Origin of the sequence: Rhizobium sp. RU36D, from assembly GCF_900176345.1 — a bacterium.
GTDB lineage: Bacteria > Pseudomonadota > Alphaproteobacteria > Rhizobiales > Rhizobiaceae > Allorhizobium.
Map to the genome: position 1 here is coordinate 125,526 of NZ_FWXU01000002.1, position 20,185 is coordinate 145,710.

19 protein-coding genes are annotated in these 20,185 nt (G+C 63.1%); 7 read left to right on the plus strand and 12 right to left on the minus strand.

Annotation, left to right across the window (positions count from 1 at the left end; all coding sequences use genetic code 11):
* Position 1 precedes the first annotated feature (1 nt).
* Positions 2 to 529 (plus strand): NADPH-dependent FMN reductase, encoded by a 528-nt coding sequence (locus B9A97_RS03530; RefSeq protein ID WP_084363618.1) that lies wholly within the window; start codon positions 2 to 4, stop codon positions 527 to 529.
* A gap of 156 nt (positions 530 to 685) precedes the next feature.
* The gene (locus B9A97_RS03535) at positions 686 to 1,402 is read left to right on the plus strand and encodes a GntR family transcriptional regulator (RefSeq protein ID WP_084363619.1); all 717 of its coding nucleotides are present in this window, start codon (positions 686 to 688) and stop codon (positions 1,400 to 1,402) included.
* Positions 1,403 to 1,408: 6 nt separating this feature from the next.
* Here the strand turns inward: B9A97_RS03535 and B9A97_RS03540 are convergent, their stop codons facing one another.
* Positions 1,409 to 1,816, minus strand: a complete 408-nt coding sequence (locus tag B9A97_RS03540; protein WP_143530313.1) for a RidA family protein — start codon at positions 1,814 to 1,816, stop codon at positions 1,409 to 1,411.
* A gap of 107 nt (positions 1,817 to 1,923) precedes the next feature.
* On the opposite strand from B9A97_RS03540, the gene B9A97_RS03545 reads away from it, so the two are divergent.
* Entirely contained in the window at positions 1,924 to 2,691 is a 768-nt protein-coding gene (locus B9A97_RS03545; protein ID WP_179145208.1) for an SDR family NAD(P)-dependent oxidoreductase, read from the plus strand.
* The gene (locus tag B9A97_RS03550; protein ID WP_179145209.1) at positions 2,688 to 3,416 is read left to right on the plus strand and encodes an SDR family NAD(P)-dependent oxidoreductase; all 729 of its coding nucleotides are present in this window, start codon (positions 2,688 to 2,690) and stop codon (positions 3,414 to 3,416) included. The genes B9A97_RS03545 and B9A97_RS03550 overlap by 4 nt, the downstream gene beginning before the upstream one ends.
* 279 nt (positions 3,417 to 3,695) lie before the next feature.
* Here the strand turns inward: B9A97_RS03550 and B9A97_RS03555 are convergent, their stop codons facing one another.
* Genes B9A97_RS03555 through B9A97_RS03605 form a run of 11 tightly spaced genes read right to left on the minus strand, consistent with a single transcriptional unit; the run spans position 3,696 to position 16,739 of the window.
* On the minus strand, positions 3,696 to 5,369 hold the full coding sequence (locus tag B9A97_RS03555) for a M14 family metallopeptidase (RefSeq protein WP_084363622.1): 1,674 nt from the start codon (positions 5,367 to 5,369) through the stop codon (positions 3,696 to 3,698).
* Positions 5,370 to 5,416: 47 nt separating this feature from the next.
* Entirely contained in the window at positions 5,417 to 6,412 is a 996-nt protein-coding gene (locus B9A97_RS03560; protein WP_084363623.1) for an ABC transporter ATP-binding protein, read from the minus strand.
* Positions 6,412 to 7,458 carry an ABC transporter ATP-binding protein gene (locus B9A97_RS03565; RefSeq protein WP_084363820.1) on the minus strand — a complete coding sequence of 349 codons (1,047 nt, stop codon included), beginning with the start codon at positions 7,456 to 7,458 and terminating at the stop codon, positions 6,412 to 6,414. Before B9A97_RS03565 ends, B9A97_RS03560 begins: the two co-directional genes overlap by 1 nt.
* A gap of 23 nt (positions 7,459 to 7,481) precedes the next feature.
* Positions 7,482 to 8,888 carry a dihydroorotase gene (locus B9A97_RS03570; protein WP_084363624.1) on the minus strand — a complete coding sequence of 469 codons (1,407 nt, stop codon included), beginning with the start codon at positions 8,886 to 8,888 and terminating at the stop codon, positions 7,482 to 7,484.
* Complete coding sequence (locus B9A97_RS03575; protein ID WP_084363625.1) at positions 8,885 to 10,312, minus strand: alpha-amylase family protein; 1,428 nt, start codon at positions 10,310 to 10,312, stop codon at positions 8,885 to 8,887. Before B9A97_RS03575 ends, B9A97_RS03570 begins: the two co-directional genes overlap by 4 nt.
* A complete protein-coding gene (locus B9A97_RS03580) occupies positions 10,309 to 11,490 on the minus strand; it encodes a pyridoxal phosphate-dependent aminotransferase (RefSeq protein WP_084363626.1) in 1,182 nt (393 codons plus the stop codon). Before B9A97_RS03580 ends, B9A97_RS03575 begins: the two co-directional genes overlap by 4 nt.
* A gap of 2 nt (positions 11,491 to 11,492) precedes the next feature.
* The gene (locus B9A97_RS03585; RefSeq protein ID WP_084363627.1) at positions 11,493 to 12,728 is read right to left on the minus strand and encodes an amidohydrolase family protein; all 1,236 of its coding nucleotides are present in this window, start codon (positions 12,726 to 12,728) and stop codon (positions 11,493 to 11,495) included.
* A gap of 18 nt (positions 12,729 to 12,746) precedes the next feature.
* Positions 12,747 to 13,913 (minus strand): M24 family metallopeptidase, encoded by a 1,167-nt coding sequence (locus tag B9A97_RS03590; protein ID WP_244564118.1) that lies wholly within the window; start codon positions 13,911 to 13,913, stop codon positions 12,747 to 12,749.
* A complete protein-coding gene (locus B9A97_RS03595) occupies positions 13,910 to 14,992 on the minus strand; it encodes an Ldh family oxidoreductase (RefSeq protein WP_084363628.1) in 1,083 nt (360 codons plus the stop codon). The genes B9A97_RS03590 and B9A97_RS03595 overlap by 4 nt, the downstream gene beginning before the upstream one ends.
* A 2-nt stretch (positions 14,993 to 14,994) precedes the next feature.
* Complete coding sequence (locus tag B9A97_RS03600; protein ID WP_084363629.1) at positions 14,995 to 15,873, minus strand: DUF4438 family protein; 879 nt, start codon at positions 15,871 to 15,873, stop codon at positions 14,995 to 14,997.
* Complete coding sequence (locus B9A97_RS03605) at positions 15,870 to 16,739, minus strand: DUF4438 domain-containing protein (RefSeq protein ID WP_244564119.1); 870 nt, start codon at positions 16,737 to 16,739, stop codon at positions 15,870 to 15,872. Before B9A97_RS03605 ends, B9A97_RS03600 begins: the two co-directional genes overlap by 4 nt.
* Before the next feature lie 216 nt (positions 16,740 to 16,955).
* Here B9A97_RS03605 and B9A97_RS03610 point away from each other — a divergent pair, with 216 nt between their 5' ends.
* Genes B9A97_RS03610 through B9A97_RS03620 form a run of 3 tightly spaced genes read left to right on the plus strand, consistent with a single transcriptional unit; the run spans position 16,956 to position 20,185 of the window.
* Positions 16,956 to 18,476, plus strand: a complete 1,521-nt coding sequence (locus B9A97_RS03610; RefSeq protein ID WP_084363630.1) for a carboxypeptidase M32 — start codon at positions 16,956 to 16,958, stop codon at positions 18,474 to 18,476.
* Between the two features lie 12 nt (positions 18,477 to 18,488).
* Positions 18,489 to 19,688 (plus strand): pyridoxal phosphate-dependent aminotransferase, encoded by a 1,200-nt coding sequence (locus B9A97_RS03615; RefSeq protein ID WP_084363631.1) that lies wholly within the window; start codon positions 18,489 to 18,491, stop codon positions 19,686 to 19,688.
* Between the two features lie 11 nt (positions 19,689 to 19,699).
* The gene (locus tag B9A97_RS03620; protein WP_084363632.1) at positions 19,700 to 20,185 is read left to right on the plus strand and encodes a VOC family protein; all 486 of its coding nucleotides are present in this window, start codon (positions 19,700 to 19,702) and stop codon (positions 20,183 to 20,185) included.

The following is a 20,185-nucleotide window of genomic DNA, read 5'->3' on the forward strand; positions in this document are numbered from 1 at the left end:
CATGCATTTGCTCGGCATTTCCGGCAGCCTGAGGGCTGCCTCTTCCTCCACCGCGCTCCTGATGACGCTTGCCGAGCGTATGGCGCCTGAGATCACCATCGAGCGCGGGCTGATCGGCGACCTGCCGCTCTACAATGCCGATCATGATGGCGGGCCGGCAGTCGCACGGCTGAAGGCTCAGATCGCGGCCGCCCCCGGCCTCGTCTTCGTCACGCCGGAATACAACAATTCGGTTCCGGGCGTGCTGAAGAACGCCATCGACTGGTGCTCGCGGCCAGCCTACGAGTCCGTATTCAAGGGCAAGCCCTGCCTCGTGATCTCGGTCTCCGGCGGCGCGCTCGGCGGGGTCCGCGCCCAGGCTCATCTCAAATACATCCTGAACGGCATGCTGGCCGAGGTTCCGCCGACCATGGAAATCGTGGTGCCCCGCGCGCCCGCGTCCGTCAGCGAAGGGCGCTTCACCGACGAGACGGTGCTGGACTTTGCGGTGAAGGGTATCCGCGGTTTCGCGGCCCGCATCGGCGGCTGACTGATCGCCTTCCGTAAGCCGGTTTCTCTCGCGCCCCAGACGGCAATATCATGCCCGTTCGGCAAAGCTGCGGGATTGTTCCACGATCCGTTTGAATACAATCATACATAATGCTATGCGGCACCTTCGAAGCTCCTAAAGCAATCGAGGGGGGATATGGCTCAGGACAGCATGATCACCGGAAGCGTGGACGCCTTGCGGCAGCCAAAGCGCATATCGCTCTCGGAAGGGGTCGCCGATTCCATTGCCGAGGCCATTGCCACGCGCATCATCCAGCCGGGCGAGCGGGTGGTGGAAACCACCCTGGCGGAGAAACTCGGCGTCAGCCGCGTGCCGATCCGCGAAGCGCTCAAGGTGCTGCACGCGCAGGGCATTCTGAGTGGTGGCGGACACAGGGGCTATCGCATCGCCACATTCGATCCGAATGTGACCCAGCAGGTGATGGAATCCCGTCTTGCCCTGGAATCCATCCTGTTGCGCGACGCGATTGAAAACTGGCGCAGCGGTCTTGAGGATGTCGGCGCCCTGCAGGCCTCGATCGATGACATGCGCGCCTCCGCCAAGGCGGGCAATGTCAGGGCGTCTTTGCTGGCTGACCTGGAGTTCCACCGCACCATCAGGCTTGCGGCCCGCAACACGATTGCCGGCACGCTGTGGGACACCATTGCCCGCCATGTGATGATCGTCTTCAATCTCGACCGCTACCGCGACAATGATCTGAAGGCGATCCCCAAGCAGCATGAGGAGTTTCGCCAGTTCATCCTGGCCGAAATCGCAAAGCCCGCCTCGACATTCGCAGACATTGCGACGGCCCTTGAAGACCACATGCTGCTGATCGAGAGGACCAAGCGCCGCAACGGCAAGCCGTCCTGAACGGCTCTAAGCCGGGCCGACCCCTGCGCCGACATGGACGATGATTTCCACCTCGATCTTGACATGAGGGGAGCCGAGGCCGGCCACGATGACCCCGGTATGGGGCGGGCGGTGATCGCCGAAAAAGGCGAGCCGCTCCCGCGTCACGTCAGCTGAATCGGCGCGATCGACCAGGATGGTGTTGATCTTCACCACCTGCGTCGGCGCTGCGCCGATATGGGCGAGGATGCGCCCGATATTGCGATAGATCTGGGCCGCCTGGGCGCCGGCATCGTCGCCGCCCACCCAGTTCCCATCGACATCTCGCGCCACCTGGCCGGCGACGAAGGCAAATCCCCCTGCTATTGCCAGGTGTTCGTACCCGGCCACGCGGTTGACATCCGGCGGGCTGGTGAGAATGACGTCCGATGCCATGGGGCAAATCCTTTCTTTGCACTGGTCACCATAGTCATCTGAAAAAGTTTGTAATACAAGCATACAAAAACTACAGTGGCATGATGGATTGTAAGCGAGGGAGCGAAGTGCTGAGATTGAAGGGAATGGTGGCCGTGATAACAGGCGGTGCCAGCGGCATGGGGCGCGACACGGCGCTGCTATTTGCGCGCGAGGGCGCCGCTGTTGTCGTGGGCGATGTGAACGACGCGGCGGGCGGGGCCCTTGCCGGCGAAGTTGCCGCGGTGGGTGGCCAACTGGTCTATCAGCATTGCGACGTCGCCGTGGAACGGGATGTCGCTGGTCTTGTCGCCACGGCGGAAAGCCGGTTCGGCAGACTGGACACGATCTTCAACAATGCCGGCATCGAACAACCGGTCACGCCCTCGACGGACGTGTCGGAAGCGTTGTTCGATCGGGTGATCGATACCAATCTCAAGGGAACCTTCTTCGGCTGCAAGCATGCGCTGCCGGCCCTGCTGCGCAATGGTGGCGGCACGATCGTCAACAATTCCTCCGTCAGCGCCTTTGCCAATGTCGGCGGCAATCTCTCCTATGCGGCATCCAAAGGCGGCATCATGTCGATGACGCGGGTGATCGCCATCGAGTATGCCGATCGCAACATCCGCTGTAACGCGATCAATCCCGGTGTCATCGATACGGATATGAACCGGCGCAACAAGGCGCTCGCGGCGGATCCCGACGCGGTGGAACAGAAATGGCGATCGATCACGCCGATGGGCCGCATGGGCACGGGCAATGAGATCGGGGAGGCAGTGCTCTTCCTGGCATCGGCCCAATCCTCCTTCATAACGGGTATCGGCCTTGTCATCGATGGCGGAAGGATTGCGACGTGAGCGGTGTTCTGAATGGTAAAGTGACGGTCGTGACCGGCGCGGCACGGGGCCTCGGCCGCGCCATCGCCAAGGCCTATGCCGCGGAAGGCGCGGTGGTCCATGCGCTTGACGTGCTGGCCGAGGAAGTGGCGACGCTTGCTGCCGAACCCGGCGATATCAGGCCGGCGCGCATGGATCTCGCTGATGCTGCCGATGTCGAGCGGCAGATGGCGGCCATCGAGGCGCAATCCGGCCGGATCGACGTGCTGGTCAACAATGCCGGCATCATCTTTTTCAAGCCGGTCGAGGCGGTTTCGCTCGAAGACTGGGACCTGCTGATGAACATCAACCTGCGCGGCGCCTTCCTCTGCTGCAAGGCCGTGGCGCCGGGCATGAAGGCTAGGCGCTGCGGCGCGATCATCAATGTCTCCAGCAATGCCGGCATCAAGGGCGATACCGACGAGAGCACCTATTGCGCGTCGAAATTCGGCTTGGAGGGTCTTTCGCGGGCACTCGCCGTGGAGTTTGCGCCCTACAACGTCTCGGTCAACTCAATCACACCCGGGCATGCCATGCACACCGCCATGAGCGAGATCACTTATAGTGCCGAGATGCGCAAGATCTGGAAGGACCCGATCGAACTCACCCCGGCCTTTGTGCATCTGGCGCTGCAGGATGCCTCGGGGATTACCGACCAGCGCATCCGGGCCTGGGATATGGTGGTGGAACTGGGCAAGAGCGGGTAGGCGGCCGGACGGCTGGTCTGTTAACCAGCACCGGCCGAGCCGCGAATATCCGTCATTCCGGCGAATGCCGGAATCCAGCCACGGCGCGTCTGCGCCGTGAAAGGAGTCTTTCGCAATCAAGGACTTGATTGCGCTAGATGCCGGCTCGGAGGCCGGCATGACGGTTAGCGCTGTGCCGGCAGTACGACCGGACCCAGCCTCAGCGAAAGGTTTGGGGCAGTCCGAGGCGTGCAACTTCGGCGATGAGAGCGCGATGGACTTGCGCTCACTGCCCCATCCTTATCCGATGCTCTTTTCGACCCGGTGGGTGCCGCCCTTTTCGGACTTGGCCGTCACTGTGATCGTGCCCTTGCCTGCAATCCGCACCAGCCATTCCACCGGTTTTGCCGTGGTAGACCATTGCTGGCCCCAGGGCGACCAGGGATAGAGCCGCTCGTTGCGGCCGGCGAGGTGGCCGAGATTGGCGTGCAGCGGGTTCATCACCAGTTCGCCGCCATCGATGGAAATCGAGGCAAGGACCGGTTTTGCAACATTGTTTGCGATGGCCACGCTCGACAGATTGGTCGGCAGATAGCCGTGATTGCTGATTTCGGCGCGCACCTTATACAGTCCGGCGCCGAGCGGCTCGACCGTGAGGCTGTCGACCTTGACCCGCGGTGCGGCGGCGGCATGCTTGAGATTGAACAGCACATTGGTGCGGCAGATCTCTTCCAGCAGGAAGCCCGGCGGGTTGCGATAGGTCCAGATATTGACCATGCCGCCGATTTCCACCGGGCCAAGCTGCGGATGGTCGAAAGGTTTCCAGTCCCGCCAGCCCTTCTCCGCCATGTTGGCCTTCACATAGTCATAGACCTTCTGCTGCACCGCCTCGTTGCGCGGATAGAGGTTGTAATAGCCCTCCTTCGGCACGCCGGCGGTCCGCTCCAGGTCCCAGAGTTCGGTGCCGAAGCTGATGATGCCCATTTCCTCATAGGTCCAGTCCATCAGGCCCCCGCGCCGCACCTTGGTCTTGTCGGGCGTGAAGTCTTCGTAGATCGAGACGGTGGGGTAGCCGGTCAGCTCCGTGCCGACCTTGCCGATCTCCTTGTAGAGATTGATGTCGGCCGCACTCATGGCGCTATCCGGCTTGGTCATGGACGGACGCATAATGATGCCGCCATGGGTGTGATAGGCGCACATGCCGCAGATATTGGGATGGTCCAGGATCAGTTTGGCCATGGCCGCGGCTTCCGGTTCCGACAGCGGATGGGTACCGGCGCCATATTCCTGCGGTGACCAGTTGGTCGGGAAGTTGCGGTTCATGTTGCCGTCGAAGGGCTGCTCGATCGGCACGTTGACGCCATCAAAATTGCGGATCGAGCCCTCCGGATAGAGCCGATAATACTGGCCGCCCTCTTCGCCCGGCCGGCGCTGCACCATGATATCGGGATTGCTCTCGCTCTTCTTCCACTCGCCGCGGCTGTCGGGCACGCGCATCCACACCAGGAAGCCGTCGCCGTCGATATCCTCGGGGATCAGGCCTTCCAGGCGGTCGAAGCCGGGCTGGAAGCGGCCGTTGCCGCACCAGTTGAAATAGGGCGGTTGCAGGGAGAGTTCGGCGCCATCGGGATTGATGCGCGGCAGGATGTAGAACACCTGGCTATCCACCAGGCGGGTGACCTCCTCATCGCGGCCGTAATTGGTCAGGAGATGCCAGATGGCATAGAGCGCCGTGGCGCTGGTGGCATGTTCTTCGGCATGGATCTGCGCATCGATGTAATAGCCCGGCTTCTCCAGCGCCGGACCCGTCTTTGGATTGCCGATCTCCATCAGCCAGACGTCGCGGCCCTGAAAGCTCGTGCCGATCGAGGTCAGTGTGGCAAGCTCGGGATGAGCCGAGGCCAGCGCCTTCAGGCGCTCGGTCATCTCGTCATAGGTGTAGTAGCGGTCAAAGGCGATGTCGGGCATGCTCATGGCAGGGTCCATCCTGATGGCTTGAAGGGGCTTTGTCCGGGCATTGATCAGGGTGCGGTGCGGATGCAGGCGCTGAAATGTCCGGGTTCGATTTCGTTGAGGGTGGGCACCACCTGGGCACAGTCCGCAATCGCCATCGGGCAACGGGTGCGGAACACGCAGCCGCTCGGCGGGCTGATGGGGCTTGGAATATCCCCCTTGAGGATGATGCGGTTCTTCGGTGCATCCGGGTCGGGCTTCGGCACCGCGGAGAGTAGCGCCTGGGTATAGGGGTTGTTGGGGCGCGCATAGAGCGACCGGGTCGGGGCGATCTCCATGATGCGACCGAGATACATGACGATAACCCGGTCGCAGATATGCTCGACCACCGCCAGGTCATGGGCGATGAACAGCATGGTCAGGTTGAACTGGTCCTTCAGGTCGTCGAGAAGGTTGATCACCTGGGCCTGGATCGACACGTCGAGCGCCGAGACCGGTTCGTCGGCGACGATGAATTCCGGCTCCACGGCAAGCGCCCGGGCAATGCCGATGCGCTGGCGCTGGCCGCCGGAAAACTCATGCGGGAAGCGATCGAGATAGTCAGCGGAAAGGCCGACCTGTTCCAGCAGCGTGACCACGCGGTCCTCACGGTCCTGCGGGGTGCCGATCCGGTGCAGGGCCAGCGCATGCGACAGGATGGTGCGCACCTTTTCGCGCGGGTTGAGGCTGGCATAGGGGTCCTGGAACACGATCTGCATGCGCTTGCGGAAGCGCCGCATCTCATAGCGGGAGAGGATATTGATGTTGGCGCCGTCGAAATCGATCGTCCCGGAAGTCGGTTCCAGCAGCCGCAGGATGGTGCGGCCGACCGTGCTCTTGCCGGAACCGGATTCGCCGACCAGGCCGACCACTTCGCCGCGCTTGACCTCGAAGCTGACATCGTTGACGGCATGCACCGAGCGGACGACGCGGTTCAGGATACCGCCCCGCAGCGGGAAGATCTTCTTCAGGTCCTTGACGATCAGCAGGGCTTCCCGCCGCTGTTGCGTATCCAAGCCATCCATCACGAAGCCCTCCTGGTCACCAGTTCCAGTTCGCGCCAGCGGATGCACCGCACCGCGCGCCCCGTTTCCAGCCATTCCAGATCCGGCTCCCGCGCGGCGCATTGTTCCGTGGCAAAGGCGCATCGAGTCCGGAAGCGGCAGCCGCTCGGAAGCCGCGTCAGCGGCGGTACGTAGCCGGGAATGGTCTGCAGCCTTTCCTTCTTCTCCGCCGATCCGAGCCTTGGGATCGACTGCATCAGGCCGGCGGTATAGGGCATCAGCGGCTTGGCGAAGATTTCGCGCACGCTGCCGGTCTCGACCACCTGGCCAGCATACATCACCACCACCCGGTCAGCCATTTCGGCCACCACGCCGAGATCGTGGGTGATGAAGACGATCGCCATGCCGAGCTTCTGCTGCAGGTTGCGCATGATATCGAGGATCTGCGCCTGGATGGTCACGTCGAGCGCAGTCGTCGGCTCGTCGGCAATCAGGACGGCGGGTTCGCAGGACAGGGCCATGGCGATCATCGCCCGCTGCCGCATGCCGCCGGACATTTCATGCGGATAGCTGTTCGCCCGACGGTGCGGCTCGGGAATGCCGACCAGTTCCAGCATCTCGATGGCGCGGGCGCGGGCCTGGGTCTTGCGCAGTTTCTGGTGCTGGATCACCACCTCGGCGATCTGCCGGCCGATCGTGTGCACCGGATTGAGACTGGTCATCGGCTCCTGGAAGATCATGCCGATCTCATTGCCCCTGACGCCGCGCATTTCCCGTTCGGAAAGGGCGAGAAGGCTCTTGCCGCGCAGCTTGACATCGCCGGCGGAGATGAAGCCGGTCTTCTTCGGCAAGAGCCGCATGATCGACAGGCTGGTGACGGATTTTCCCGAGCCGCTCTCTCCGACGATGGCCAGCGTCTCGCCGCTGTTGACGGTGAAGCTCACGCCATCGACGGCGCGGATCACGCGTCCTTCTCCGCCCAGGAAGCTTGTTTGCAAATCGGTTACTTCCAGAAGCGGGGTGGCGCCGGCCGGCCGAGGCGCGTGGGGCGGGTTCGTTTCGATCATCGCTTCGCCGTCCTTTTCTGCTCTCATGCAACTGCTCGTGCTGGCGAAACGGGCGTGGGCTCGATGTAGCGGCCTCGCCCGGCAGCGCCGGTGATCTCGCCCGCCCGGTACACCGTCATGCCGCGCAGGATCGTTCTGTCGATCCGGCCCTGAAACTCCGCGCCATCATAGAGATGGGCAACATCGCGGGCATGGGTGAAAAGTCTTGAAGCCTCTATCTGCGTGCGGGCGGAAAGATCGACCAGCATCAGGTCGGCGTCGGCGCCAAGGCGGATCGAGCCCTTATCGGGGATGTTGAAGCGGCAGGCGGCATTGCCGGAAAGCAATTCGGTCATCCGCTTCAGGTCGATCCTGCCCTTGGCCACCGCATCCAGCATGGATGGCACCAGGATTTCGAGGCCCGGCGCTCCCGGCGGGGCATTGGGAAAATCACCCAGATGCGCCTGCTTTTCCGCATGGGCGAAGGAGGCGTGATCGGTGGTGACATGGGTGATCGTGCCATCGGCAAGCGCTGACCACAGCGCCTCCTGGTCGGCGTGATCGCGCACCGGCGGATTGATCTTGCCGAACACGCCGGCAGCCTGGATGTCTGAGACCGTGCGGATGAGATAATGCGGGCAGGTCTCTGCCGAGAAATCCGATGTGCCCTTGAAGCGCCGCAGCACCTCCACGGTCAGCGCGCTGGTGACATGGGCGATATGCAGCTTTGCACCGGCCTCCATGTTCAAGGTCAGGAGCTTGGCAACGGCCACTGCTTCGCAGACTGGCGGGCGCAGCGCGTTGTGGGTGGTGGCGAGCGACGGATTGAGGCCGCGGCCGCGCGCCTGGAAATACCGCAGCAGCGGTTCGCTCTCGGCATGGACCACGACCGGAAGTCCGGTCTTTGCCAGCGCCTGCAGCGTGGCGAGTTGCTGGCCCTCGTCGGGAATGGCAAGCCCGGCGAATTCGTCTTCCCGGCCCGCCGGGGCAGCTGTCGTGAAGATCTTGAAGGCGACGATGCCAGCATTGACGCTCGCTTCGATGGCATGTGGCGATAGATCGGCGGGCGCGGCATAGAGCGCAAAATCCACCAGCGCCGAGGCGGCGAAGTGATCCCGCCGCAGGATCACCCGCTCAGCCGTGTTGCAGCATGGCTTGGAAATGGGCATTTCGAACAGGGTGGTGATGCCGCCCGCCGCCGCTGCCCGCGTTTCGCTTTCCACCGTGCCGCGCTCCGGAAAGGCGGGCGCGCGCACATGGCAATGGATGTCGATGGCGCCCGAGAGGACGTGAAGCCCCCTCGCATCGATGATGTCCCGCGCCATCGCCGGCGTGCCGGGCGCCAGGAGGGCCGCGATCCTTCCATTTGTTATGGCAATGTCGAGCGGTGCGACCGATTGCGGCGTCACGACAGTGGCGTTGCGGATCAGCGTATCGAAACCTGCTTTCATTTGAGCCCCAGTTCCGTCAATGCCTTCGCCACGCCGTCAAGATTGGTCAGCTTCATGCTGGCATAGTTGGGAGCAAGAACGATGCCATCCCCCCCGGCACGGTAGGTGGCCATGACGCTGCGATAGGCGATGTCGGGTGTGCATTGCGCCTGGTCGGCACGAGTGCGGGGGGCGTCGACGCCGATCCCCATGAAGACCTTGGCCTTGCCGCTCACCCCGCGCACCGCATCGGCGCACTGGCCATACACATAGGTGTCCGGGTCCATGCCGGCCTGGATGACGCTTGAGTACGGCGCCTCCTTCAGGCCGAGAAGCTTGTAGAGAACGGCGGTGGCCTCGTCGGGCGAAAAATCCCGGAGGATCGTCTTCTGGAAGAAGCCGAGTTCCTTGGCGAAAACCTCGCCGGCCTGGTGCTGGTAGGTTATCGGCTTCACCCAGTCGGCATAGAGGGTCTGTTCTTCCCAGGGCCATTGCGCCTTGCGGAAGATGTTGAAATGGTTGCGGTTCCAGACGTTGAGGCCGAAGGGAAGACTCGGCTTGCACCATTTCACCAGACCGTAAAGCTCACGGTCGAGATCCTTGTTGCGCTCCAGCCAAAAGCGCTCCCAGATCAGCGCCTCGGGATTGGCGAGCAGCGTGCGCAGGAAGGTGATGAAGGCCCCGTCGGCAAAGCTCTTGCCGGCCTTGGCCTCCTGCATGAAGTCGTAGAGGTTGATGAGCGCCTTGCGGCAGGCCTCGACATCGATGCCGCGTTCCATCGCCTCGCGCCGCGCATGGGTGGAAAAGTCGCCGGGCGCATTGCCCTGGATCAACGTGTCCAGTGGCGAATTACGTTCGTTGCACCACATCACCCCGTCGATCGCGTGGTTGCGCACCTGGTCCTCGATCATCGACAGGATCCAGTTGCGATAGCCGGGATGGCTGGTGGAGGGATCGGAGCCGATGCGGCCGAAGATGTCGATCTCCATCGCCTGGGCGAGGTTCGGGATATCGACCGTGTTCACCGAGCCGTGGCCGGTATATTTGAAGAACGGCTCCATCAACTCGATATAGACCTTCATGCCGCGCGCATGGGCCGCCGGCAGGACCATCTTCAGGATGTCCTTGCCGTCGAATTGCGGATCGCGCGTGCGGTAGTCCTTCATGAAGGTGCCGCCGTAATAGGCAGGGTCCGGGTCGAAATAGGCGCCGCCGGTCATGGCGAAGGGTTCCGGCACCCCGTGGTCCGGCCAGCCGTCCAGCTGCCAGGAGATCGAGCGCCCGGTCTTGAGTCCGAGCCACGAGACGGTGCCGAGCATCAGCACATTGACGCCGACGCGGTTTTGCAGCGTGTCGAGGACGGTATCGACGCCCTCGTCCAGGAAGCTGATCGGGCTGATCTGGATGCCGACGAACTTGTCCTTCGGATCTGGTTTTCCGGTCATGCCGCGGCCTTTCCATGCTTGGCGATGAAGGATTTCATGCGGGCGACGGCCTCCTTGATGCGGGGCAGGGGCTGTAGGAAGGAGATGCGGATGTAGTCCGGGTTGGCATCACCGAACATGGTGCCGGGGAAGAGCATGACGCCCGCTTCGCGCAGCAGCTTCTCGCAGAATTCCGGCGTCGGCATGCCGGTGGAGGAGACATTGGTATAGACGTAGAAGGCGCCACCGGGATCGCCATAGGTCAGGCCCATTTCGTCCAGCGCCGGCAGCAGATAGGCACGGCGCGCCGCGTATTCTGATATCATCGCCTCGATCGGCTCCTGCGGGCCGGTGAGTGCTGCGAGCGCCGCATATTGGGAGACCGTGCAGGTGTTGATCGACAGCGTGTGTCTCACTTCCACGATCTTCGCCACATAATCGGACGGCGCTGCGAGATAGCCGACCCGCCAGCCGGTCATGGCATAGGTCTTGGAAAAGCCGTTCAGCGTGATGGTGCGGTCCTTCATGCCGGGCAGGCTGGCAATCGCCAGATGCTCGTGCCCGTCATAGATGATGCGGGCATAGATCTCGTCCGAGACGATGAGGAGGTTATGCCGGACCGCAAGATCGGCGATCTGGCGGATCACATCAGGCGGTGTCACGGCACCCGTGGGGTTGTTGGGCGAAACCAGCACGAACATCTTCGTGCGCGGGGTGATGCGCTTCTCGATCTCGGCGACGTCAAGCGCAAAATCATTGTGCTCGAAGGTCGGCACCGGGACCGGCACGCCGCCCGCGAGCCGCACGGCGGTGTCATAGGTGGTGAAGCGCGGTGAGGTGATCAGCACCTCGTCGCCGGCACCGATCAGCGTCAGCATGATCAGCGTGATGGATTCCTGAACGCCGGCCGTGACGACGATATCGGCAGCGCCATAGTCCAGGCCGTAATGCTGGTTCAGATCCGCCGCGATTGCCTGGCGTAGCGCCGGAATGCCGGTTGGCCCGGTATAATGGTGCTGGTTGTCGTTGATGGCGCGGATGGCGGCCTCAGTGATATGGGGCGGCGTATGGAAATCCGGGTCGCCCCGGCCCATGGCGATGACATCGGGAATGTCGGCGGCAATCGCCAGCATCTTGCTGCGGAAGGAACCGTCTTCCTCGGTGATGCGGTCGGTCAGGCAGTCTGTGACGAAACTCATGCTCAGTGCATCCGTTTTCCGGCGATGAAGGTCATGGCGATCTTTTCCAGCGCGAACAGATCGTGGTCGGGCTTGCCATCCACGACGATCAGGTCGGCCTCTTTGCCGGCTTCGACGGTGCCGATCAGGTGGTCCATCTTGGAGACGCGCGCGCCGCGGATGGTAATCGCGCGTAGCGCGTCCAGCCGGTCGGGGCAAACGCCGACCTCGACCATGAAATCGAGTTCCGGGGCAATCGAGCTGTGTTCCACGGCAGGGCTGCCGGCATCGGTGCCGAACACGATCGGCACACCGGCCTTGGAGGCGCGCACCAGCCCGCCGAAGCGGGACTTGTCTGCCACAGCCTTCTGCCGCTCCAGGATCTTCCATTCGGGAATGCCGAAGCGGCGGGCAATTTCGGGCTTCGATTGCATGACCAGCGCCGAGAAGGTGGTGACGACAGGCAGCTTCTTGTCGAGAAGGATCTGGATCGTCTCGTCGCTCATCGAGCCGCCATGTTCGATACAATCGACGCCGAACTCGGCCACCCGGCGGATGCAGGCGTCATAGGTGGCATGGGCTGTGACCGGCAGGCGGTTGCGGTGCGCCTCGTCGATCAGCGCCTCCAGTTCCGCATCGGTGAATTCCAGCGTGTCATGGCAGGCCATGATCTTGATGAGGTCGGCGCCGCCTTTGACCTGGTCGCGTACGGCCCGGCGCATCTCGTCGGCGCCGCTCGCCTCGCGGCAGACCCAATATGTATGGCCACCGGTCTGGATGATGGCTTCGCCCGAGACCTTGAGGCGTGGGCCGGGGAAAATGCCCTGCTCCACGGCCTGCTTGGTGAAGAGATTGGCATTGTGCACGCCGAGATCGCGCACCAGCGTGATGCCGGATTGCAGGCTGCGCAGCATGTTGCCGGCGGCCTTGTAGGCGCGGATCTCCGGGCTGTCATACATGGACTGGAACGACAGCTCATGGATGCCGTCCCAGGAGAGATGGGCGTGGGAATTGATCATGCCGGGCATGATCGTCTTGCCGCCGGTGTCGACCACCTCGGCCCCCTCGGGCATGGCGGCGAGCGCGGAACGGGGACCGACGGCGGCGATGCGGCCATCCTTCACCTCGACATAACCGTCCTCGATGATCTCATCGCCAACCGACGTGATGATGCGCCCCAACAGCACCCGGTGAGGGGCGGGGATATCGAACATCGGCTTGATGATCTTGGTATAGCGCCAGGCTGCTGGTTCGGGCATGGAGAAAACCTCTTGATGTCAGGAAAGCGTGATCACGCGTGTTTCGATGGGGTGGTCGGCCTGGAAGCGGCTCGGGATCTCGACGCCGGTCTCGGTCACGATCATGGTGTTGATGGTGCGGTAGCCGTCGCGGCCTGGCCGGTAGACGCCGGGCTCGTTGGAAAACACCATGCCGGTTGCGACCGCCGTCCGGTCGCCGGGCGCAAGCCAGGGCGCTTCATGCCCTTCGAGACCCATGCCATGACCGATGCGGTGGCGGATCGTGTCGGACAGTCCCGCCTGCCGGAGCGCGTCCAGTGCCGCGCGATTGACCTCCGCGCATTCGGCACCAGGGGTGAGGTTGGCAATGGCCGCGTCGTTGCAGGCCTGCATGGCCTGCATGATCCGGTGTTGCTCGGGGCTCATGTCTCCAATGACGAGCGTGATGCCGCTCTCGGCATGGTAGCCCCCCAAGCTGGCGCCGATGCCGGCGATCAGCGTCTCGCCGTGCTGCGGGCGACGCCTGCTGGTGGCGCCATGGGGCAGGGCGGCACGTGGTCCCGAATGTACCGAGGCGGTGATGCCGAGTTTCGTCCCGGCAAAGGTTTCGCCATGTTTTGAGACAAGGGCGGCGCGGGCAAAGCCGGTGCAGTCATCGAGCAGGTCAAGTTCCGTGCCGCCTGATGCAATGATCGTCCCGGCTTGGGATAGAAGACGTGTGAGACAGAGGTCGGCAAAGCGGGCCGCCTCCCGCACCAGTGCCAGCTCGGCCGGCGTCTTGATGAAACGCAGCGGCGCCGCCAGATCCTGCAGCCGCACCTCATTCATCATGGCCTGGAGCGGTGCAAGCAGCACGGCATCGAGCTGGTCGATCGCCAGCGAACGGACCCCTGCACGCTCTGCCATCCACAGCACGGGCGGGGTTTCTCCGGGAAATTCCTCGTAGCATTCGACCTCGACGCCCGGCACGGCCATGGCGTTTTCCCGCTCGAGATCCGGCACGAGCAGCAGCGGTTCGCCTTTCTGCCTTACCAGCAGGCCGATGGGGCGCTCGTTGACCGAAAACCGCCAGCCGCAGAGATATTGCACATTGGCCGGCATCAGGAAGAGCGCGCCCTCCAGCCGCCGCTCGGACAGCGTCTGTTGAACGGCGGCAACCGTCTGCCGATGAAAGTCCGGGCCGAGCGGTGCGAGCGCAGACGTCACAGCACATCCTCCCGGTATGGGCCGATGACGTCGATCTTGGCGGACACGCCGAGTTCACGACCGAGCGCCGTCAGGTCGGCCAGTACCTCGTCATCCAGCGGCACGCCGTTTGTCGATTTGCGCGCCACGCGCCGCGCCTCTTGCTCGCCGGGCAGCAGCACTTCCGAAAAGCCCGGTCGGGTCTTGCGGCTCTTCACCATCTCGGCAAAGGCATCCATGCGGGTCTTGAAGGTATCGAGCGGCATGAACCACTCGATGTCGATGGCGGTCAGCGCATGGGAGACATCGAGCTTGCCCTGGTCGGCATAGGGGGTGAGGCCAAAGCCGCCACCGCCGATAACGCCGGTCAGCACATCGGTCATGAAGGCGAGTCCGTAGCCCTTATATTCGCCGATGGCGAGCAGTGCGCCCTGCATGGCAGCATCAGGATCGTCGGTAATCTCACCTTCGGGCGTCAGCGCCCAGTCGAGCGGCATCTTCTTGCCCTCGCGCGAGCGCCACAGCATCATGCCCTTGCCGGCGGTGGTCAGGGCAAAGTCCATGACGACGGGAAAGCCAAGGCCTGTCGGCGCGGCAATGCCCCAGGGATTGGTGCCGACGGCGCCTTCGCGGGCACCCCAGGGCGCCATTTCCGGCCCGGCATTGGTATAGGCCATGCCGATGCAGCCGGCCGCCTCTGCCTGGCAGGCATGCACGGCGGACGAACCGTAATGGGTGGAATTGCGCACGATCACCTGGCCGATGCCGCAGGTCTTGGCCTTGGCGATGGCGAGCGTCATGGCGCGTGCGGCAGCGACCGTGCCGATGCCGTTATGGGCATCGACCAGCGCAAGTGCGGGACTTTCCTTGACGATCTCGAAGCGGGCGCGGGGATCGACCAGCTTTTGAGCGATCCGCTCGTGATAACGCCTGAGCCGCCGCACCCCCTGGCCATGGCCCGGATGGAAGCGCAGCTCGGAAAAGATCAGCGCGTCGGCGAAGATGCCCGCATCCTCAGGCGTGAGGCCCAGAACCTCAAAACTTTCGGTCATGAAGCGCGACAGGCTGGCCTTGTCGACGCTGGTCATCGAGATCGCCATGGTCACGGCTCCAGCGAGAGGAGGGTGGCGATATTGGCGTCGGCCGCAGAGAAGGAACCCAGCTCGCCCTTCGGCGCGGTCATGATGACGGTGAGGCCCGGACCATAGCCGGCGCGCGGGCCATCGGTCTGGCCGACGACGCCGATGCCGAGCGCGCCGCGCAGGTAGCCGTGATTGTAGCGGCTGTCGGTGTTTTCGATCGCCACGACATCGCCGAGCCGGAGATTGGAGAGGCCTGCTTTCTCGACCTCCGCGCGATCCGTGGTCTGGATATGCAGGCTGCCGCCCTCGCTTGTCAGGCCCGCACCCGCGCCGACGAGATGGGCGGGAACCGTTGCCACCACGCCGATCTTCAGCACGCCGCCCTCCACCCGCTTCGGCAAGGCCTTGAGCAAGGCTGGTGACAGGCCCTTGCAGGAGACGGCGTGATAGCCGCGGATTTCCATGCCGGTGCCGAGCGCGCGAATGATGATCTGGTCGCCCACCGCCATCTTGCGGCGGGTTTCGACCGGAAAATGCACGATCACCTGTTCGGAGAACCGTCCCGATTTGCCTGTCACCACGCCTTTGGCGCCCTGTGCCTGGCCGGTCATGACCACGGCGGTGTTGCCGAGGCAGGCAAACACGTTGAGGCCGCGGTTCTTCAGGTCGTCGGCGCCCTTGATGGAAATGCCGGGATGGATGCAATCCGCCGCCCAGCCGAAAGCCCGGTCGCCCACCGAGACGTTGTAGACGATGCCGCCGAAGGTCGGCAGAAGGAAGGGCTTGCCATCGGCGGCCAGCCGGTAGGGCTCGGCGGGCAGGCCCGGAAAGGTCGGATGGGCAATGATCCCACCGACCGAGACCGACACGAGATCGGTTTCATTGATATCGATGGTCATGCGCTGGCTCCGAGCGAAAAGTAGTTGGCGATATTGGCGGTGGGATCAATGTCGAAGGTGATGCCGCCCGTGGCGCAGGTCATCAGCGTCAGGATGCCGGGGCCATGGCCGGTCATGACGGAATCCCCGTGGATGCAGAGCGCGATGGAAACGGCGCCCTCCCGATAGGAGCGGCCGAAATGGTGGTCGGCATGGCGGATGGCGATGAGGTCGCCCAGCCGCATCTTGTCGATCCCAAGCTGCGCCATCAGCTGTCGGTCGCCGCTCATCAGGTCCTGGTCGACATATTCCGAATTCAGCTCGGCGCCGGAGCCCATGATCTCGATCGGCAATTCCATGGCGACCGGCAGGTGCAGGCTGCCATTGTCCAGGCGCCGCAACCGCAGGGAAGACAGCAGTCGCGGGCTGGTCTTCTTGAACTCGATCTCAGGGAAATCCGACAGCGCGATGCCGCGCCCCTTGGCCATGATCTGGATCTGGTCACCGATATTGAGCTTTTCGTTCACCTCGTCGGGAAAATCGACCAGCAGCCGGGCATGTTCGCCCGTGACGATGCCCCTTGCGCCCTTGGCGAGGCCGGAGGTCACCATCGCCTCGTTGCCGATGCAGGTGAGGTAATGCAGGGCAAAATCGGATTTCTCATCGGGATGGGCGATCGAGACGCCCGGCTCCACGTGATCGCCCGCCCAACCGAAGGCGCGGTCGCCGACGCGGGCATTGTAGGTCACGCCATACATGCCGGGCAGCATCACGCCGCGGCCATCGGGATGGTGGACATAGCCGCCGGGGCGCAGCGATGGCTGGCTGACATAGCCGCACACCGCCATCTCCACGAGGCTGTCCTCGTTGGTCTTCAGATCAAACACTTAGCGTTCCCCTGAGGCCGTTTTTCGGCTCTTAAAAAGTTCCCGTTCAGTCGCTTGACAGGTGGTGAAATTCCGGATCAGTATTTGTCCACCGATTGTCGACTGTATACAAATAAACAGAATGCATATAGTTTTTTAGACGTCAAGCGCCCAGTTGGCAACGGTTAGAGAATTGAAAAAACCAGAGGGGTGCGGAGCGATAGCTTCGTAAGATCAATGAGTTATTCTGATTTCCTGGAAGCGATGGGTAAGGTGAACGACCTGCTGAACGCAGAGTCGATCCTGAAGTGGGACGCCAGGACAATGATGCCTCCAGGCGGGGCGGTGACGCGCGGCAAGCAGGTTTCGACGCTCGCGGTGATGGCCCGCGACGTCCTTGTATCGGACGACACGCGTCGCAAACTCGACAGCGCTGCCAAGGAGATGGCGGGCAAGCCCGACGATGCCGTGGAGCAGGTGATGATCACCCAGGCCCGGGAGGCGATCGACTATCACCTCGCCATTCCCGCAAGCCTGTTGCAGCGGCGCACCGAGCTCGGCTCGATCGGCCAGGTGGTCTGGGCCAAGGCCCGGGCGGAGAACGATTTTGCCGCTTTCGCCCCGATCCTGGAGCAGACGGTGGCGTTGAACCGCGAAATGGCCGAGGTCATCGGCTATTCCGAGCATCCCTATGACGCGCTGATGTTTCGCTTCGAACCTGGCGAGACCGTGGCGACACTGAAGCCGCTGTTCCAGCGCCTTCGGGATGGTTTGCTGCCGCTTGTGCGGGCCATCGGCGAAAAGCCACAGCCGCGTTTCGATTTCCTCGAGCGGCATTATCCCGTGGACAAGCAGCACCAGTTCGCCCTGAAGATGGCCGAGACCGTCGGCTACGACCTCAATCGCGGGCGCCTCGACACCACGGTCCACCCGTTCGAAGTTTCGTTCACCCGCAATGACGTGCGGATTACCACGCGCTTCAATCCGAATTACATGCCTGCCAGCCTGTTCGGCGCGCTGCATGAGGCGGGCCACGGCCTCTATGAGCAGGGTGTGGACGATGCCTATACCCGCACCCCGCTGGCGACGGATCTCGTCGGCCTTTATGCGGTGGGTGGGGTCAGCTTCGGCGCCCATGAAAGCCAGTCACGCCTCTGGGAAAACCATGTCGGCCGCGCCAGGGCCTTCTGGAACATCCACTTCCCCGCCGCCCAGGCGTTTTATCCCGAGCAGTTGGGCGACGTGACGGCGGAGGAATTCTACCGCGCCATCAACCGCTGCCGTCCCGGCCTGATCCGCGTCGAGGCGGATGAACTGACCTATGATTTCCACGTGATGCTGCGCACGGATATCGAGGCGGCGCTAATCGACGGTTCGTTGAAGGTCAAGGACCTGCCCGAGGCCTGGAACGCCAAGATCAAGGAATATCTCGGCGTCGACGTGCCGAATGACACGCTGGGCGTATTGCAGGACGTGCACTGGTCCTCGGGCCAGATCGGCACCTTCTGCAACTATACTATCGGCAATGTCATGGCCGGTCAGCTGTTCGAGACGGCAAGCCGCGATCCTGTGATTGCGCAGGGTCTGTCGTCAGGCAATTACGAGCCGCTGCGGGCCTTCATGGTCGAGCATGTGCATCGGCATGGCCGCCGGTATTCCCGCGATACGCTGCTGGTCAAGGCGACGGGCCGCGCGCTCGATCCCGAACCCTACATCGCCCATCTCACCGCCAAATATACCGAACTCTACGGGCTTTAGGAGGGAGCGAACATGGAACCGAACGAACTTGCGAGCCGCCTCGCCGATCGCGTCAAGCTCCGGGAAGAGCATGTCATCACCCGCATGGCCGATATTGCCGAAAAGCTGACGGATGTGATCCGTCTCGGCCGCGGCGACCCGGATCTCGATACGCCTGCCCATATCGTCAAGGCAGGGCAGGAGGCGCTTGGCCGCGGCGAGACCCATTACGGCCATCCGCTGGGCTTGCCGGCCCTGCGCAAGGCCATTGCCGAGAATATCAAGGCCTATGGCGGCGCCGATTATGCCATCGACGAAGTGGTGGTGACGCCGGGCGGGCAACAGGCGATGTTCATCATCGCGCTGGCTTTGCTCAATCCCGGCGACGAGATCATCGTGCCTTGCCCCGGCTACAATCCCTATAGCCAGGCGGCCGAACTCTGTTCGGCAGAGGTGGTGCCGGTGCGCATGAGCATGGACACCAATTTCACCCTGACGGCCGCGATGATCGAGCCGCATATCACGCCGCGCAGCAAGGTGCTGGTGCTGATCAACCCCAACAATCCGACAGGCACGGTGACCCCGCCCGACGAGGTGGAGCGCATCGCCAAGCTTGCCATCAAGCACGACCTGATCGTCATTTCCGATGAGATCTACGCGCGCCTTGTCTATGGCAACCAGCGCATCCAGCCGGTGGCTGCCCTGCCCGGCATGCGCGACCGCACCATCACGCTCTCGGGCTTCTCCAAGGCCTATGCCATGACCGGCTGGCGCGTCGGCTATTTCGCCGGACCCAAGGCGCTGATCACGGCCATGGCGGAGATCAACCATGCCTTTGCCATCTCCACTGCCTCCGTGAGCCAGCATGCGGCACTGGCCGCGATGACCGGCCCGCAGGACTGCGTGGAGGAGATGCGGCTGATCTATGACGAGCGGCGCAAGGCGCTGTGCGAAGGGCTCGACCGCATCGGCATTCCCTATGCCGAGCCGCAGGGCGCCTTCTACGTCTATGCCAATTTTTCCGTCGTGGGCATCCCGGCCAGCACCTTCTGCGAGCGGCTGCTCGCCGAGGGACGTGTGATGATCTATCCCGGCCGCATCTATGGCGACTACACCGACGATTTCGTGCGGATGTCGCTGACCCAGCCGGTGGATCGCATCCGCGAGGCCATGTCCCGCATCCAAACCGTCGTCAATGCCATCCGGTCCGAGCGCGCAGCGCCGGCCGCCTGAGGAGAGTGTTCATGTCCGTCAAGTCAGACAATCCCAACGTCAAGTCGATCAAGCACATGGCCTTTGCCGTGCGCGACGCCAAGGCCGCGCTGGAAAACTACGCCAAGTTTCTGGACGTTCCCGCCGACACGGCGCTGATCGACTATCCCAAGTCGAAGAACCGCGTGGCGCTCTTCAATCTCGGCGGCATCGAATACCAGCTCTGCCAGTCGCTGGAAGAAGGTGGGCGCTTCGACGCCTGGATCAAGGAGCGCGGCGCCGAGGGCCTGCACCACATCTGCTACGAGGTCGAAAACATCGACCAGGCGCTGGACCATGCCAAGGAACAGGGTGCGGAACTGAGGATCTGCAAGGCCTGCGGCGTCTTCGGCTCCCATCCGCATCCGGAAGGTTATGTCGCCTTCCTCGACAATGATGCCGGCGGCATCGAGATCGAATTCATGCAGGTCTACACGCCGGAAGAGCTTGAGAAATACAACCAGTACAAGGGTATCTGA